The following is a 16,292-nucleotide window of genomic DNA, read 5'->3' as shown; positions in this document are numbered from 1 at the left end:
CGCGGGTCCCGTCTCCGTGGGTTCCATCTCTGCGGGCCTCGCCTCTGCAGACTTCGTCTCTGCGGGCCTCGCCTCTGCGGGCGCGCTCATCAGGCGCCCCAGCCGGCGGGGGCGCCGCCGACCCGCTCATCCCGAACCCTCTCGAAATACCCCGACCGGGCATAGGCCGCCATCGGATCGGGATCCAACCCCATCTCCGCCCGCACCTGCCCCAGCAACGGCCGCACATCGGTGTTATAGGCATCCATCACCACCGCATTGGCCCCCAGCACATCCCCCGCCGCCTGCGCCACCGACAACGCCCCCCGATCCACCAGCAACGCCTTCGCCGTGGCCTCCTGCACATTCATCACCGACCGAATCTGCCCCGCGATCTTCGGCTCGATGTTGTGACACTGATCCAACATGAACGCCACATTCGCCTCCGCCTCCAACCCACCCCCGCCGATCACCTCGAACATGATCCGAAACAACTGAAACGGATCCGCCGCCCCCACCATCAGATCGTCATCGGCATAAAACCGCGAGTTGAAGTCAAACCCGCCCAGCTTGCCCTCCCGCAGCAAAAACGCCACGATGAACTCGATGTTCGTGCCCGGCGCATGATGACCGGTATCCACCACCACCTGCGCCCGCTCGCCCAACCGCAGGCAGTGCGCATACGCGGTGCCCCAATCCGGCACATCACTGACATAAAACGCCGGCTCAAACAACTTGTACTCCAGCAAAAACCGCTGGCCCTCGCCCAGCCGGGCATACACCCGCTCCAGCGCCACCGCCAAACGATCCTGGCGGGCGCGGATGTCGTCTTGGCCCGGATAGTTGGTGCCATCGGAAAACCACAGCTTCAACGTTGATGAGCCGGTGGCATCCATGATGTCCACGCACTCCAGCAGATGATCGATCGCCCGCGCCCGCACCTTCGGGTCCGGGTTGGTCACGCTGCCCAGCATGTAGGCGTCATCTTGGAACACGTTGGAGTTGATCGCCCCGATGCCCACTCCCAGCTCCGCCGCCCGGGCGGCCAGCGCGCCGTAGTCGGCCACCCGGTCCCACGGGATGTGCAGCGCCACCGTGGGTGCCACCCCGGTGAAGCGGTGCACCTGCGCCGCGTCGGCGAGTTTTTCAAACGGGTCGCGGGGCACTCCGGCCTGGGCGAACACCTTGAATCGGGTGCCGGAGTTACCGAACGCCCAGGAGGGGGTCTCGATGTGCTGCCGCCGCAGCAAGTCCTTGATCATAAAAATCCCTAATCCAGATGGAAGGCCTCGACGAGGGTCACGAACCCCTCGTCCGGCCTGCCGTCGAGGTCTTCGAAGAACGGCGCCATCTCGGCCTGCCACCGCGCGTTGACCTCGGTCGCCGCCATGCCGTCGCGGGCCGCGTCGAAGTCCTCGGTCTCCAGGTAGCCGACGAGGAGCCCGTCCTCGCGCAGAAACAGCGAGTAGTTGTGCCAGCCGGTGGCCCGCAGGGCGTCCTGCATCTCGGGCCACACCGCCCGGTGACGCTCGCGATATTCGTCCAGGCGGTCGGGCCGCACCTTCAGCAGGAAGCAGACACGCTGCATGAAACGCCTTCCCCCACCCTGCGGCTCGCGCCTGCCCGTGCCGGTGGGCGCGAGCCGCAGGAGGTGCTTCTTGAGAATTCTCAGAAGTCGAACTGGTCGATGTTGGCCGCGTCGAAGGTGAACGGCGGGCCGAGGATGATCTCACCGTCCTTGCCGATGGTCCGCTCGCCGAGCTTGCCCGCCTTGAGCACCTCTCCCTCGGCGCCGGTGATCTGGCCGGAGGCCAGCGCGGCGGCGGCGTAGGAGGCGAGGTAGCCGAGGTCCTTCGGGTTCCACAGCGCGAACTTCTGGACGGTCTTGTCCTTGACGAACTGGCGCATCTGGTTGGGCGTGCCGAGGCCCGTCAGGACGACCTTGCCCTTGTACTTGGAGCCGGAGATGTAGCGGGCTCCGGCGGAGATGCCGACGGTGGTCGGCGAGATGATGCCCTTCAGGTCCGGGTAGGCCTGGAGCAGTCCCTGGGTCTCCTGGAAGGACTTCTGGTCGTCGTCGTCGCCGTAGGCGACCTTGACCAGCTTCATGTCCTTGTACTCGGGCTTGGTGAGCTCGTCCTTCATGAACTCGATCCAGGTGTTCTGGTTCGTCGCGTTGGCCGTCGCGGAGAGGATCGCGATCTCGCCCTTGTGATCGATCATGTCGGCGAGCAGCTTGACCTGGCTGCGGCCGATCTCCTCGGAGTTGGCCTGGTTGATGAAGAGGTCCCGGCAGTCCTTGGAGGCGTCCGAGTCGTAGGCAACGATCTTGATGCCCTTGGCCCTGGCCTGCTGGAGCGGGCCGCACACCGCGTTGGCGTCGTTGGCCGCGATCAGGATGGCGTCGTGGCCCTGCTGGGTCAGCGTGTTGATGTAGGAGACCTGCGAGGAGGCGGAAGCGTCGGACGGGCCGACCTCCTTGGCCTCACCCTTGTACTCCGCGGCCGCCTCGATGCCCGCCTTGTCGACGATCGTCTCGTACGGGTTGTTGATCTGCTTGGGCAGGAAGGCGATCTTCAGGCCCTCCTTGATCGGCGCGTTCGGGTCGGCCTTGGCGGGAGCCGAGGACGAGGGTGCCGCCGCGGGAGGCGCGGAGGCCGCTGAGTCCTTGGTGGTCCCGCCGCAGGCCGCCAGGCCCAGGACGAGCAGGCTCGCGGCGACGACGGCGGAGGCCATCCGCCGGGGGGCTTTTGTCACCATTGTTCCTCTCTTGCCGATCTTGCTTGATGAGTTTTCGCTGACGGGCTTCACGAGGCCGGCAATCGGCGCCGCTGCCGTATGACGGCAGCGAGGCGCGGAGTGAGCACCGAGACGATGAGAAGCAGACCGGTGACGACCGACTGGATCTCGGTCGTCACGTCGTTGAGCATGAGCAGGTTGCGCAGGAGGCCGATGAGCAGCACTCCGGCGATCACGCCGCCGAGGGTGCCCTTGCCTCCGTCGAAGTCGACACCGCCGATCAGCACCGCGGCGATGACCGCCAGTTCGATGCCGACGCCGTTGTCGGCGCGGGCGCTGCCGTACCGGAGGGTGAAGATGACACCGGCGAAGGCGGCGATCGTGCCGGAGAGCACGAACAGCACGAGCTTGATCCGCTTGACCCGGATCCCGGCGAAGAAGGCGGCCTCCTCCTGCGAGCCGATGGCGAACAGGGACCGGCCGAAACCGGTGGAGTGCAGGACGATCGCGGTCACCACGGCCAGCACGACGAACAGTGCCACCGGATACGGGATCGGGGTGCCGGGCACGTCGTCCACCGCGAGGGAGGCGTACTGCTGGGGGAACTCGGCGATGGCCCTGTCCCCGAGCACGACGTAGGCGAGCCCCCGGTAGAGCGCCATCGTCCCGATGGTGACCGCGAGGGAGGGCAGTCCCAGCCTGGTCACCAGGAGTCCGTTGACCAGGCCGCACACCGCCCCGACCACGATCACCAGCGGGATGATCGTCTCGATCGCCCAGCCGGCGTCCCACAGCGAGCCCACCAGCGCGCTGGACAGGCCCAGCACCGAGGCGACCGACAGGTCCACCTCGGCGGCGACGACGAGCATCGTCATCGCCAGGGCGATCAGCGCGATCTCGCCGAGGTCTCCGAGCGCGAACGACAGGTTGCCCGCGCTCGCGAAGCTCGGGGAGGTGAGCGAGCCCCCGAGGAAGACCACCAGCAGCAGGGCGGTGACGAGCACGTCCCAGCGGAGAAGGTGGCCGACGCCCCGCCTGGAGGTTCCGGGGCCGGGGGCGGCCGGCCCCGGAGACGCCTTCCGGGCCGGCGCGGCCTCGGACGTTGTTTCAGACACGGCGGACGTTCCTCCTTCGCAGCAGCCGGGCGACGCGCAGCGCCAGCACCCGGTCGACGCTGATCGCCAGGAGCAGTAGCGCGCCGGTGACGGCCTGCTGCCAGAACGGGTTGACGCGCAGCACCACCAGGGCGCTGCCGATCGTCGTGAGGAGCAGGGCGCCGAGCGTCGCCCCGTAGACGCTTCCCACGCCGCCGGTGATGGCCACCCCTCCGACGACGACGGCGCTCACGACCAGAAGCTCCCAGCCGTTCGCCGAGTCGGCGACGACCGTGCCGAACCTGGCCAGCCAGAGCACGCCGCCGAGACCGGCGAGCGCTCCGCTGAGCAGGTAGGCGGCCAGGACGCGCCGCCGTACCGGGATCCCCGCGAGCAGCGCGGCCTCGGGGCTGGAGCCGATGGCGTAGAACTCCCGGCCCGACGGATAGGACCGCAGGTAGAAGCCCATGGCCAGCATGATGAGAACGGTGATCAGCGGCAGGTACGGCACGCCGAGCACGCTGCCGTTGCCCAGGTCGAGCAGGCCGGGCGGCAGGTCGACCGCGTTGATCTGCCGTCCGTGCGCGAGGTAGTAGTCGATGCCCTGGATGACGTAGAGCGTGCCGAGGGTCACCACGAGGGCGGGCACCCGGCAGAAGCTGACCAGCAGGCCGTTGATCAGCCCGCAGGCGGCGCCGATCGCGATGCCCAGGATCACCACGGAGACGATGCCCCTGCTGTGGTCGGCGGACAGGAAGTCGCCGGTGGTGAAGGCGACCAGGCCGACGACCGAGCCGACGGACAGGTCGATGTTCCGTGTCATGACCACCGCCGACTGGCCCACGGCCAGCAGCGCGAGGATCGAGGTGTTGAGCAGGATGTCCTTGACGCCCTGGCCGGACAGGAAGTTGGGATTGGCCACCGCGGTCACGCCGACCAAAACCACCAGGGCCGCGACCAGGCTCAGCTCCCGTGCCCGGAAGACCATGTCGACCAGGTTGCGGGCGCTGCGTCCCGCCGCCGGGGCCGGTGGCGTGGTTGTCACCGTGCTCATGCGGCCCTCCCGGTCGCTGCGGACATGACGCTCTCCTCGGTGGCATCGGCGCGGGGGATCTCGGCGGCGATCCGCCCCTCGTGCATGACGAGCACCCGGTCGGCCATGCCCAGCACCTCGGGCAGGTCGGAGGAGATCATCAGTACGGCGATCCCCTGGGCGGCGAGCTCGGAGAGCAACCGGTGCACCTCGGCCTTCGTGCCGACGTCGATGCCCCGGGTGGGCTCGTCGACGATCAGCACCGAGGGGTCCGTCGCCAGCCACTTGGCCAGCACGACCTTCTGCTGGTTGCCGCCCGACAGCACGCCCACCCCGTCGGTGAGCCGGCCGAACTTCAGCTGCAGCCGTACGGCCCAGTCCCTGGCCCGGTCGCGCTCGGCGGCACGCGAGATCAGGGGGCCCTTCCTGAGATCCCGCAGTCCCGCCAGCCCGATGTTGCGCTCGATCGACAGCTCCATGACCAGCCCCTGCTGGCGCCGGTCCTCCGGCACCAGGGCCAGCCCCGCCGCCATGGCGGCCGTCGGGGAGGCGGCGGGCAGCCGGGTGCCGCCGACCGTCACCGATCCGGCGTCGAACCGGTCGATTCCGAAGATCGCCCGCGCGACCTCGCTGCGACCGGCGCCGACCAGACCGGCCAGTGCCACGATCTCGCCCCGCCGTACCTCGAAGGAGACGTCGGCGAAGACGCCCTCCCTGGTCAGCCGGTCCACCTTCAGGGCGACCTCGCCCGCCACGGTCTCCTGCTTGGGGTAGAGCGCGTCCAGGTCACGGCCGACCATGCGCCGGATCAGGTCCTCGTGCGTCAGGCCCTCAACGGGCTCGCCGGCGATCCAGGCGCCGTCGCGGAGAGTCGTGACCCGCTGGCAGAGCTCGAAGATCTCATCCAGCCGGTGGGAGATGAACAGGACCGCGCAGCCCTGCTCCCGCAGTGCCTTGACCACGTTGAACAGCCGTGCCACCTCGTTGCCCGACAGGGCCGCGGTGGGCTCGTCCATGATGAGCACCCGCGCGCTCCGGGACAGGGCCTTGGCGATCTCGACGAGTTGCTGGTCGGCGATGGACAGGCCGCGGGCGGGCCGCTGCGGGTCGAGCCCGACGCCGAGCCGCTCGAACAGCTTGTCGGCCTCGGCGTTCATGGTCCTGCGATCGATGCGGCCCAGACCGCCCCGGGGCTGCCTGCCCATGAAGATGTTCTCGGCGACCGACAGGTCGGGGAAGAGCGTCGGTTCCTGGTAGATGACGGCGACGCCGGCCTGCTGGGCGTCGGCCGGTCCGTGGAAGACCACGGGCTCGCCGTCCAGCAGCACCTGGCCGCTGTCGGGACGGTGCACCCCGGCCAACGTCTTGACCAGCGTCGACTTTCCGGCGCCGTTCTCTCCGGCGAGAGCGTGGGCCTCACCGGCGAAGAGCTCCAGCGAGACGTCTCGTAGGGCCCGCACCGCGCCGAAGGCCTTGCTGACATGTGATAGCGCCAGAGTGGGCTGCTCTGGCCCGGTTTCTCCCACCAGCAGCTCCTGCCAAAAACGATTTAACGGGTTGTGGTGGACAGTAGAACCAAGCTCCGACGGGTGTCAATGGAGCATGAACATGCCGTTTCCTTAGCGTTACACGACCTCCGCCGCTCTCACCGCGACATCCCTCCAGGCCGGCTTGCCCGCGCACGCCGAGCCGCGCGAGCGAACTTCCGCTTATTACGTTTTAATCACCCCGGCCGGGACGAGGCACGGAACGCCAAAGGCGAAGTTGGCGAGACTTTTGACCTCAATGCGATCACGAAGCGTAAATGATCGCAAACAGAGCGTGTTAGCTTCTGAAGGCTTGATCCACTTCGCGTGGAGAAGCTCGTTTTCGAACGCTCTCGTCACTCCGGCTTTGGGATCCACTATGCGTAGTCCACTGTTCGTCATGGCCGCGGCCGCCCTTGCCACGGCCCTCGCCCTGCCCGCCGTCGCAGACACCACCGGCGACACCATCGTCACATTCACCATCACGGCCGGGGCTCTCGCGATCACCGTGCCGCCGACCGCGAACCTGGGCAGCGCGGCGGCGGGCGCGGCCAGCATCTCGGGCCAGCTGGGACCCGTCACGGTGACGGACGCCCGCGGTGCCCTGGTCGCCTCGTGGACCGTCACCGTCAGCTCCACGTCCTTCACCACCGGCGGCGCGACACCGGCCGAGACCATCCCGAACTCGGCCGTCAACTATTCCGCGGGACTGCCGACCAGCACGACCGGCCTCGGAGTCTTCACACCCGGTCTTCCCGGCAGCCTCGCCTCACCGCGCACCGCCTTCTCCCTCGCCGCGGGCATCGGAAACAACTCCGCCACCTGGAACCCGACGATCACCGTGAACCTGCCGGCCGCGGTCGTCACCGGCGTCTATACCGGCACGATCACCCACTCGGTGGCCTAGCCGGGATCATCGAAAATCGTGTTCCGCCATCTCACCTCTCTTGCGCTACTGGTGGCCGTCGCGCTCGCCCCGGCCATCAGTACATCGCAGGCATCCGCTCAGGCAGCCGGACGGCCCTCACCCGACGGCATCGGGATCCGGCTGGTCGACGTGCCCATCGTGACCCGGGCCGACCCACGGGCCCGGCGTTATATCGTCGACCACCTCAAGCCGGGCATGGTCATCGACCGGCGGATCGAGGTGTCCAACACGACCGACGACCGCCTGCGGGTGGCCGTCTATCCGGCCGCGGCGTCGATCAGCAACGGGAAGTTCACGTTCGCCGACGGCCACATCTCCAATGAGCTGTCCACCTGGACCTCGGTAGCCCCTCGCGAGCTGACCCTGGCGCCGCACAGCAGCTCCATGGCCACCGTGGCCGTCACCGTTCCGGACAAGGCCTCCGCCGGGGAGCGCTACGCCGTGGTGTGGGCCGAGGTGACCACGATCGCGCCGCCCGGCGGCGTCAACGAGGTGAACCGTGTCGGCGTCCGGATCTACCTCTCGGTCGGCCCCGGTGGCGCACCGCCGACGGACTTCACCATCGACACGCTGACGACCCAGCGGACGGCCGACGGCAAGCCGATGGTCCTCGCCCAGGTGCACAACACGGGGGGCCGTGCCCTCGACCTGACCGGTGACCTGCGGCTCTCCGAGGGCCCGGGGGGCATGAGCGCGGGGCCGTTCGACGTCCAGCTCGGCACGACCCTCCCTCCCGGCGGCATCGGCACCGCCACCGTGCCTCTCAGCGACCAGGTGCCCGACGGACCGTGGAAGGCACGGATCCGCCTGCAGAGCGGGCTGGTGAAACGCGTCGCCCAGGCGACCATCCGCTTCCCGTCCTCCGCCGGTCTGGCGGCGGCGGTGCCGACGGAGGCGGATCTCCTTCCGGTGGCGATCACGGCAGGTCTGGTCCTGACCGCGACCGGGCTGACCGTCGCCCTGCTCAGGCGCGGTCGTCGCGTCGCCCAAGCGGGGCCGTGACGATCCTTTGCGGTACGGCCCCGCCGTACCGCAAAGGACCCCGCCGGTGATCCGCCCGGCGGGCCGTCAGCTCAGGCCGTCGCCCGCGCCGAACGTGCTCGCGCTCCTTCTTCGTGCTCGGGAAGTACGTGATGAGCTTGCTCTGAGGGAGCCTGGTGGACGGGTGGTTCTTGCCCGTGGCCTCCAGCATCAGGAGCAGGTGGAAGGCCGCGCGCCGCGCCATCCTGCGAGCCGGACAGGGCACCTTGCGGTAGCGAGAGCGGATACGCCGCGTACAGTGCCTTGTCGCAGCCTGACCACCGACCGCGACAGCCTCGCGCTGGTGCCGCCTCGGGCAACGTTCGCAGCAGCTCCTCGCCCTGATCCCGGACGGCTATAAAGACCCGCTCTTCGTCATCGCCGACAGGGTCACCGTCGATTCGCAGGAGATGCCGTTCCTGGTCATCGAGCTGGAATTCACGTGAGAGACGCGCGTCATCCCCTCTGAACTCCCCGGGATTCACGCCATCCTCTCCATCGCCACCATGGACTTCGGCGAGTTCGCCGAGAGCGCCGATGCGGACGGCGTCTTCCACGGGTTCCACAGCCGAACCGCTACGCCGCCGAAAAACATGGAACGTCACCAGGAGGGCCTAGACAAGTGATTCCTTAGCTCGCGTCGGCCGGGATGATCGGCGCGGCGAGTCCGATCGCGCACGCCTTGAACAGGTGGTCGAGCCGTGGGGCGAAGTCGAGCGCGACGTGGCCCCAGGCCGGCACCTCCTCGTACAGCGCCGCGAGGGTCGGAGTCGGTGCATCTCAGCGACCAGGCGCGGGTCGTGTCGACCCAGGGGTACGACATCGATCCCGCCTTCGCGGTCGCCGTCGTCCCCAACACGATCATGGCCCACGTCGCTCTCACCCGCGCCATCACCATGTCCGCGGGCGAGAGCGTCCTCGTCCCACGGCGCGCTGGGCGCGTTCGCCGCCGCCTTCCCCGGCATCGCCCGGCAGTTGGGCGCCTCACGCGTGGTCGACACGGTCCGCACCGAAAGGACGTCCCTGCGCCGGTGGTCCCATCGCATCGGCGCGGGCCCGTCGCCGGAGGTGGGGTCGTTCTTCGGGGAGGTCATGATGCCTTTCATCTCCGATTTCCGTCGGCCCGGCCACGGCGCGCGTCCCGCTCCGCCGCGTTCTCTCGATGAACGAAAACCGCCATGTGCGGCAGGTGCGGCGTCGCTGCGGCCTGCTCTTCGAAACGCCTGCCGCGTCGTACGGACTTCTCGACGGACGAGCCGAGACCCCCTCGGGAGCGGGGTGGGCGACTCGCCCGTCGAGTCGGACTACAGCGCGTGGAGCAGCTCCAAGCCCATCGTGGTGGGGAGGGCGGCGAGGTCGCCTCCGGCGAGCTTGCCGGCGGCCGTGCGCAGGGCGCTCAGGCTGTGCAGGTAGGGATCGACACCCAAGCTGATGCGGCGGGCACCGGCCCGCTGGATGTCATCGAGGGTGAAATCGCCCGACGACCATCCCAGGAGTACGTTGACGGGCTTGGGCGCGACCGCCTTGACGACGGTGGCGACGGCGTCCAGGTCGGGCAGGTAGGGGGCGAACAGCACATCCGCGCCGGCCTCGGCGAAGGCGGTCAGGCGGCGGATGGTGTCGTCGAGGTCCGGCCGGCCCTGGATGAAGTTGTCGGTGCGGCCGGTCAGCACGATCTGTCCCCGGGCCGCGGTGGCGGCGCGGCGGATGCGCTCCACGGCCTCGTCGAAGTCACGGATGGGGTGGTCGGGGTCGGCGGAGGTGTCCTCGATGCCGATGCCGGACAGGCCCGCGGCGATGGCGGCCTCAACGGTGGCGGCGACGTCGTCAGGGGTGTCGCCGTAACCGTCCTCGAAGTCACCGTTGACGGGAAGCCTGCTTGCCCGGCTGAGCAGTTGTGCGTGTGCGAGATGCTCGTCGCGGCTGATCGCGTGACGACCGTCAAGGCGGCCGAGGGTGGCGGCGAAGGCGGCCGAAGAGGTGGCGACGGCCTTGAAGCCCGCTTCGGCGAACACCGCGGCCGACAGTCCGTCGAAGGCGTTGGGCATGACGAAGACGTTGTTCTGCTCGTGCAGGGCGGCGAAGGCTTCGTAGCGCTCGCGCGAGGTGGTACCAGACATGGCTCTATCCTCTCGAGATGGATGGTGTCGTGCTGACCGTCGCCGTATCCGTCCGACGGTCCACCCGACGGCCCGCCCGTCGGTCTCGCTCAGCATTTACGCAGGTCAGAAATATGAACTTCTAGTTTTTGGGCTACGCAGCCCAGTAAACCGGACGCAGATTGGGCTGTCAAACCCAATCCTGGAGTACGCTCTGTGTCATGGGCGTTAAAGGGGCCGATGCGAAGTTCACGGCCAAGGGGCTCGCGGCCAGGGCGCGCATCGTCGAGCACGCGGCGGAGTTGATCTACACCCATGGCGTGCACGGCACGAGCAACGAGCTGCTGCGCAAGGCATCGGGCGTCAGTGGATCACAGCTCACGCACTACTTCCCGGACAAGGAAAGTCTCGTGCTCGCGGTGATCGAGTGGCAGACGCAAAGAATCCTCACCCTGCACGCCGGATCCAGCTTCGCGGGGTTCGACACCATCGACGCCCTGCGGGAGTGGGCCGCGTTCTACCTCTCCCATGAGCGGGTGTGCCAGGAGGGCTGCACGCTGGGTTCGCTCGCGGCCGAGATCGTCAAGGCCGATCTCGATGTCCGCGACCAGCTCGCCGCCGACTTCGACCGCTGGAAAGACGTTCTGCGCGCCGGCCTCGATCGCATGCGCGAACACGGCCGGCTTCGCGGCGACGCCGACCCCGAGCGGCTGGCGAACCTGCTGCTGGCCGCCATGCAGGGGGGCATGCTGCTCGCTCAGATCGCCCGCGACATCACCCCGCTGCGTGACGCTCTGACCGCCGCCATCGATCATGTGCAGTCCTTCGAGGCGCCGCAGGCGCCGACCTCCCGCATGACCCCTTCGAAACAGGCAAATGGCCCCCGCACCCGGAGAATCACCGGGGGCAGGCACTGATCACTCTCTGCGACTGAACTTACCGGACTCGAGAAGGGCTCCATCCGGTGCCCGGTGTGATCACCGTGAGTTCACGACCACACCGGGCTGCTGCTTGGCTATCGCGATGCGAGAGCCGGGTACAGGGCGGTGACGGGCTGGGAGAGCGCGGCGTGCACGCCCTTGGTCATCTCGTCGACGAGTACCTCGTGCTCGCCCGCCTCCAGCGCGTCGAACACCGACGCGACGACGACGGACGGCTGGTGCATGTCGGCCGCGTCGTTGCCCGCCTGCATCGGCGTGTCGGTCGGGCCGAAGTAGACGCCGAGCACCTGCACTCCGTCCGAAGCGAATTCGAGCCGGAGGGCGTTCGTCGCCATCCACAGGCCGGCCTTGGAGACGCTGTGGGCCTTGCCGACGGCGAACCAGCTGAGGACGGAACCCACGTTGACGAGCGCACCCTTGGCCGAGCGGAGGGCAGGGGCGAGGGCGCGGGTGAGGCGGATCGGTCCGGTCAGGTTCGTCTCGATGGTCGCCGTGATGTCTTCCAACGGGGCGCTCAGCAGGTCGCCTCGGGGGAAGATGGCTGCGTTGTTCACCAAGATGGTGGTGTCGCCGGCCTCGCCCGCGGCCCGCTCGATCGAGGCGGGGTCGGTCAGGTCCATCCGCAGCGGCACGACGTGCTTGTCGTCCCATTCCTTGGGGTTTCGCGCGGCGGCGTAGACGCGGCCGGCGCCTCGTTCCAGGGCGGCCTTGACGAGTGCGCTACCGATTCCGCCGTTGGCGCCCGTGATGAGGACGGTGGCGTTGTTGAGCGATGTCATCTTCTTGTTCCTCTTTCCTTCAGGATGGATCTGTTGAGATGAGAAGATCGGCTATGCCGCGTGGGCCTTTCGGCGCCGCGCGGAGTGCGTGCCGGTGACGAGCGCACCGGTCATGGCCACGATCGCGATGACGATCCCGAAGCCGACTGCCATGGACGTCACGCCGACGCTCCCGACGAACTGGCCCGCGACGATCGCGGAGATACCCATGGCGAGATAGGCCACGAGGTAGATCGCGGCGAATAGCCCCCCGCGGTCGTGGGCTTTCACCTCGGGCACGAGCCCTCGCATGGTGCCCGAGAATGACGCGCCGAGCCCCGCCCCGCTGAACACAGCGGCAGCCCACAGCAGAGGCAGCGCTCCGGCGGCGACACTCCCGATGAACAAGATCGCGCCGAGCGTCATCGCACCGGCTCCGAGAAGCCTCAAGTGGTGAGGTCGCACGCCGGTCGTGAGTGCCGATGCCACGGTTCCGGCAGCGAAGGTGACGAACGCGGCCAAAGCGCCGACGATTGGGCTTGTCACCGCGAATACGGCGCCCAGCACGATGGGGACCAGCCCCAGGAACAACGCCATCGTCATGAACGCGCTGATCGTCCCGGGCAGGGTCGATGCGAACAGAGCGCGTACCTGGGGCGGCACCGAGACGCGCGGGACCAGCGACGCCAACGCGCCCGGCTTGCGAGATGAGGTCTCCGGGGTGAACACGGTGAAGACGGTTCCGATGGCCATGACCACGACGAGAACGAGCCAGACCGTGAACGCGGGGTCGGAGACGAACTGGGCGAGGATGCCCGCGAAGAGCGATCCGATGCCCAGGCCCGCCAGGGGCGCCATACTGGTCATCAGGGCGCCGAGCTTTTTGTGACGCTCGGGAGCGAGCTCCACGACGGCGGCGCTGAGCGCACTGGAGGCCGCCCCGGTGGCGACTCCTTGGACGATGCGGGCGGCGATGAGCCAGCCGATCGAGGGCGCGAACAGGAACACCAGCATCGCCGCCAGCTCGACCGCGAGCGCTGCGATCATGAGCGGGCGTCGGCCGATGTGGTCGGACAGCGATCCGATCACGAGGATCGCGATCAAGAGCGCGATGGCGTAGACGCCGAACGCGAGGGTCAGTTCCCACGGCGCGAGGCCCCAGTTCTTCTGGTAGATCGGCAGGAGCGGCGTCGGTGCGCCCGCCGCGACGAGGATCGCCACCATCGCCGCCGAGATACCGACGAAGCCGACGGCGCGCGGCAGGTACGGCCGGCGCGCGGACGAGGTTCGCGCTCGCCGGTCGGCGGCGGAAAGCACCCCGCCCTCGTTTGAACTGTTCACAGAACCACCAGGTCAGAGGTTGACGCCGTTGAGGAGGTCGACGGTCGCCCGGGTCCGTTCGGTCATGGCAGCGACCATAAACGAACAAACTTCGTTATTGCAAGTAAACAGGTTTCAGTGCATCAAACTACGAATGAAGAAGTTTGCTATGGTTGACGCATGAAGCGTCGTGATTACGGGCAGTACTGCGGCCTGGCTCGGGCACTGGAGCTCATAGGTGAACGATGGGCGTTGTTGATCGTGCGCAACCTCGCCGTGCGGCCGCACCGCTACACCGACCTGCTCGACGGGCTGCCCGGCATTCCCACGAACGTGCTCTCCACCCGGCTCAAGGAACTCGAGCACTCAGGCACCATCGAACGCCGCATCGCGCCGGCGCCGCAGCGCGGCGTCCTCTATGCGCTGACCCCCCTCGGCCACGAACTCGAACCGGCCATCTTCGCCCTCGGGCGCTGGGGAGCCCTCCACATGGACGAGCCGCGGCCGGGCGAGATCGTCACATCCGAGTCAGTGATCATGAATCTGCGGGGAGTGTTCGACGCCGAAGCCGCGGCCGCTCTGAGCGCGTGCTGGGAGATCCGCGCACCTGACCTGGTGCTGCACCTCGTGGTCACCGACGGCAAGCTCGAAGCCGGCGTGGGTCCGGCTCCAGCCGAACCCGATCTCGTGATCACCTTCCAGCCGGACGAGTTGCCCTCCTACCGGGAACTCATGCAAGCGGCCAAGTGCGGGTTGGTCGAACTGTCCGGCCGCCGCGAACTGCTGGACACCTTCCTGCGCGTGTTCGCCATCCCTCAGCCAGTCTGAAGCAGACTGTGTGGCGCCCGCCGTTCGGCGGCGCGTGACCACCCTCCCCCGGGGGTAAGGCTCGCGGCCGTACTTGGTAATCTCCGCGAGCCGACAAGAATATTAGGAGGGGCGTGGACCTGACAGCCCTCGCCCAGGTTGAGCCGCATGGCCGCCTGGGGCACGGAGCCGTGTGGCGATCCGCCGCGAATGCCATCGACAGCGCACTCTCGGAGGTGCCGGCGTGAGGCTCATGGGACAGGTGCTTATCTTCGACGCCGACGACACGCTGTGGGAAAACAACGTCCTCTTCGAGCGCGTCATCGACGACTTCCTGTACTGGCTGGAGCATCCGACCCTCGACAGGGCCGAGATCCGCGCCATCCTCAACGACATCGAGGCGGCGAACGCAGTCGCACACGGATACGGCAGCAAGGTGTTCCTGCGCAGTCTCGGCGAGTGCCTCGAGCGGTTGCGCGAGCGGCCGGCGACCACGGAGGAGCTCCGCCACATCAACGAGCTGGCGGCGGCTCTCCTGGAGAGTCGCATGGAGCTGGTCCCTGGCGTCGCCGAAACGCTCACCGACCTCGGCAGCCGGCACGACCTGCTCCTGCTCACCAAGGGCGACACGGACGAGCAGCAGCGCAAACTGGACATCTCCGGGCTCGCGCACCATTTCCGCAGCATCCACATCGTGGCGGAGAAGGACGTCGACACCTACCGGCGGCTCACGCAGGACCACAAGCTGACGCCCGAGACGACCTGGATGATCGGCAACTCGCCGAAATCCGACATCCTCCCCGCCCGGCAGGCGGGCATGAACGCCGTCTTCATCCCGAACGACAACACCTGGGTGCTCGAGCACAGCGAGCTCGACCCCGACGACGAGGGAGTGCTGCGGCTGCGGAAGTTCTCCGAGCTGCAGGATCACTTCTGAGGGCGAGGGGAGCCTCCCGTTGAGCATCGCCCCGTCTTTGAAACGAAGGATGCCAGGTGGGGCGAGTCTCCTGCGGTGGCGGCGGCGGATCCACTCATCCAGCAGGTGACCGTCGCGGTTGGTCCACACCCGCCGCGCGACAGGGCACGTGACGGAGAGCGATACGCGTAGAACCTTCCGCCATTTGCCTGCATCGCTGTCCCCGGCCCGACAACCGTTCCAGCCCACACCGGACACTCTCCTTGACCAGATGACCACATACGGTTACGGAACGCGCGATGACCGGTGGCTGCTCACTGACATCAAACGGAACGACCTCGGCATCTTCCATGCGTCGACCCTTCCGAACGGTGACTTCGCCTGGGTCGCGCTGAACGTTACCTCGACGCCCAGGCCGCCGTCAGTAGACGACGGCAGCGGCAATCTCGTAGGCATCACCGGCCCTCGGGAGGCACTCGTAGGTGCGTCGGTCCGCTCCAGTACCGGCCGGCGCTGTGGCACCATCCTGCAGCGCGGCGTCGGCGTCACCTACGCCCAAGGCACCGTCAACGGCCATGGCCGCCATGCGGGGCGAGGGGCGTGGGGGCACCCACGAACCCAATCGCGCAATGGTTGCAAGTTTCAATACCTGCAGATGTATTAAAAGAAAATTTCAGGCAGCGAAGACGTCCGGCCCCTCTCGCCGCCACGGATGGACGGCACGGGTCGCTGCGATCGAATACGCCGGGGTGGGCCATCCGGATGATTCGCCGGGCCGTCCGGCCTCGGGTCCCGGCACTCGGGAACGGCCGACCTCGGGGCCCGGCACCCAGGGGCGGCCGGCGCGAAGGCCTCGGGCCGGTGTCTGCCCAGTCCCCCGAGCCGATGATGCGCCTCTTGTCCTAAAGCGGCCATAAGGGCACTGATCAGGCACATCAGGTAAATCACTCAACTAATTACCAAACAGTGAATTTAATATTGTTTACCAAAATATTGACGTGCAGGGATAGATGGAGTCAAATGCGGATCAGTCCCACCAGTACCGGCGAGCCTCGCCGCCCCAATTTCCGCTAGCGCCAGCGCGCGGCGTTCACGGATTTCACGGCGAGGTCTCGCGTCCAGAAGGTTCGAC

At 67.8% G+C, this 16,292-nt stretch carries 14 protein-coding genes; 5 read left to right on the top strand and 9 right to left on the bottom strand.

Annotation, left to right across the window (positions count from 1 at the left end; all coding sequences use genetic code 11):
* Positions 1-89 precede the first annotated feature (89 nt).
* The 6 genes from rhaI to DKM19_RS18505 form a co-directional block, all read right to left on the bottom strand.
* Entirely contained in the window at positions 90-1,241 is a 1,152-nt protein-coding gene (gene rhaI, locus DKM19_RS18530; protein ID WP_110696836.1) for an L-rhamnose isomerase, read from the bottom strand.
* A gap of 8 nt (positions 1,242-1,249) precedes the next feature.
* A complete protein-coding gene (locus DKM19_RS18525) occupies positions 1,250-1,567 on the bottom strand; it encodes an L-rhamnose mutarotase (protein WP_110696834.1) in 318 nt (105 codons plus the stop codon).
* A gap of 80 nt (positions 1,568-1,647) precedes the next feature.
* Positions 1,648-2,739, bottom strand: a complete 1,092-nt coding sequence (gene rhaS, locus DKM19_RS18520; RefSeq protein WP_110696832.1) for a rhamnose ABC transporter substrate-binding protein — start codon at positions 2,737-2,739, stop codon at positions 1,648-1,650.
* 47 nt (positions 2,740-2,786) lie between these two features.
* Positions 2,787-3,833: an ABC transporter permease gene (locus tag DKM19_RS18515; RefSeq protein WP_110696830.1), complete on the bottom strand. Its 1,047-nt coding sequence runs from the start codon at positions 3,831-3,833 to the stop codon at positions 2,787-2,789.
* Entirely contained in the window at positions 3,826-4,866 is a 1,041-nt protein-coding gene (locus DKM19_RS18510) for an ABC transporter permease (RefSeq protein WP_110696828.1), read from the bottom strand. Before DKM19_RS18510 ends, DKM19_RS18515 begins: the two co-directional genes overlap by 8 nt.
* On the bottom strand, positions 4,863-6,371 hold the full coding sequence (locus DKM19_RS18505; RefSeq protein WP_110696826.1) for a sugar ABC transporter ATP-binding protein: 1,509 nt from the start codon (positions 6,369-6,371) through the stop codon (positions 4,863-4,865). Before DKM19_RS18505 ends, DKM19_RS18510 begins: the two co-directional genes overlap by 4 nt.
* A 379-nt stretch (positions 6,372-6,750) precedes the next feature.
* Here DKM19_RS18505 and DKM19_RS18500 point away from each other — a divergent pair, with 379 nt between their 5' ends.
* Entirely contained in the window at positions 6,751-7,278 is a 528-nt protein-coding gene (locus tag DKM19_RS18500; RefSeq protein ID WP_110696824.1) for a hypothetical protein, read from the top strand.
* Positions 7,279-7,296: 18 nt separating this feature from the next.
* Complete coding sequence (locus DKM19_RS18495) at positions 7,297-8,301, top strand: peptidase (protein ID WP_204358854.1); 1,005 nt, start codon at positions 7,297-7,299, stop codon at positions 8,299-8,301.
* 1,322 nt (positions 8,302-9,623) lie between these two features.
* On the opposite strand, the gene DKM19_RS18480 is transcribed toward DKM19_RS18495, so the two are convergent.
* On the bottom strand, positions 9,624-10,439 hold the full coding sequence (locus DKM19_RS18480) for an isocitrate lyase/phosphoenolpyruvate mutase family protein (RefSeq protein ID WP_110696818.1): 816 nt from the start codon (positions 10,437-10,439) through the stop codon (positions 9,624-9,626).
* A 200-nt stretch (positions 10,440-10,639) separates the two neighbouring features.
* On the opposite strand from DKM19_RS18480, the gene DKM19_RS18475 reads away from it, so the two are divergent.
* A complete protein-coding gene (locus DKM19_RS18475; RefSeq protein WP_110696816.1) occupies positions 10,640-11,335 on the top strand; it encodes a TetR/AcrR family transcriptional regulator in 696 nt (231 codons plus the stop codon).
* A 98-nt stretch (positions 11,336-11,433) separates the two neighbouring features.
* On the opposite strand, the gene DKM19_RS18470 is transcribed toward DKM19_RS18475, so the two are convergent.
* Positions 11,434-12,138 carry an SDR family oxidoreductase gene (locus DKM19_RS18470; protein WP_110696813.1) on the bottom strand — a complete coding sequence of 235 codons (705 nt, stop codon included), beginning with the start codon at positions 12,136-12,138 and terminating at the stop codon, positions 11,434-11,436.
* A 51-nt stretch (positions 12,139-12,189) separates the two neighbouring features.
* Positions 12,190-13,458: an MFS transporter gene (locus DKM19_RS18465; protein ID WP_162641581.1), complete on the bottom strand. Its 1,269-nt coding sequence runs from the start codon at positions 13,456-13,458 to the stop codon at positions 12,190-12,192.
* A 159-nt stretch (positions 13,459-13,617) separates the two neighbouring features.
* Between DKM19_RS18465 and DKM19_RS18460 the strand changes: the two genes are divergently transcribed.
* Complete coding sequence (locus DKM19_RS18460; RefSeq protein ID WP_110696808.1) at positions 13,618-14,265, top strand: helix-turn-helix domain-containing protein; 648 nt, start codon at positions 13,618-13,620, stop codon at positions 14,263-14,265.
* A gap of 232 nt (positions 14,266-14,497) precedes the next feature.
* Positions 14,498-15,181 carry an HAD family hydrolase gene (locus DKM19_RS18455; RefSeq protein ID WP_110696807.1) on the top strand — a complete coding sequence of 228 codons (684 nt, stop codon included), beginning with the start codon at positions 14,498-14,500 and terminating at the stop codon, positions 15,179-15,181.
* Positions 15,182-16,292 lie beyond the last annotated feature (1,111 nt).

Source organism: Streptosporangium sp. 'caverna', from assembly GCF_003203775.1.
Lineage (GTDB): Bacteria > Actinomycetota > Actinomycetes > Streptosporangiales > Streptosporangiaceae > Streptosporangium > Streptosporangium subroseum.
Note: the sequence above shows the minus strand (reverse complement) of the source record. Positions and strands in the feature narration are given on the sequence as shown.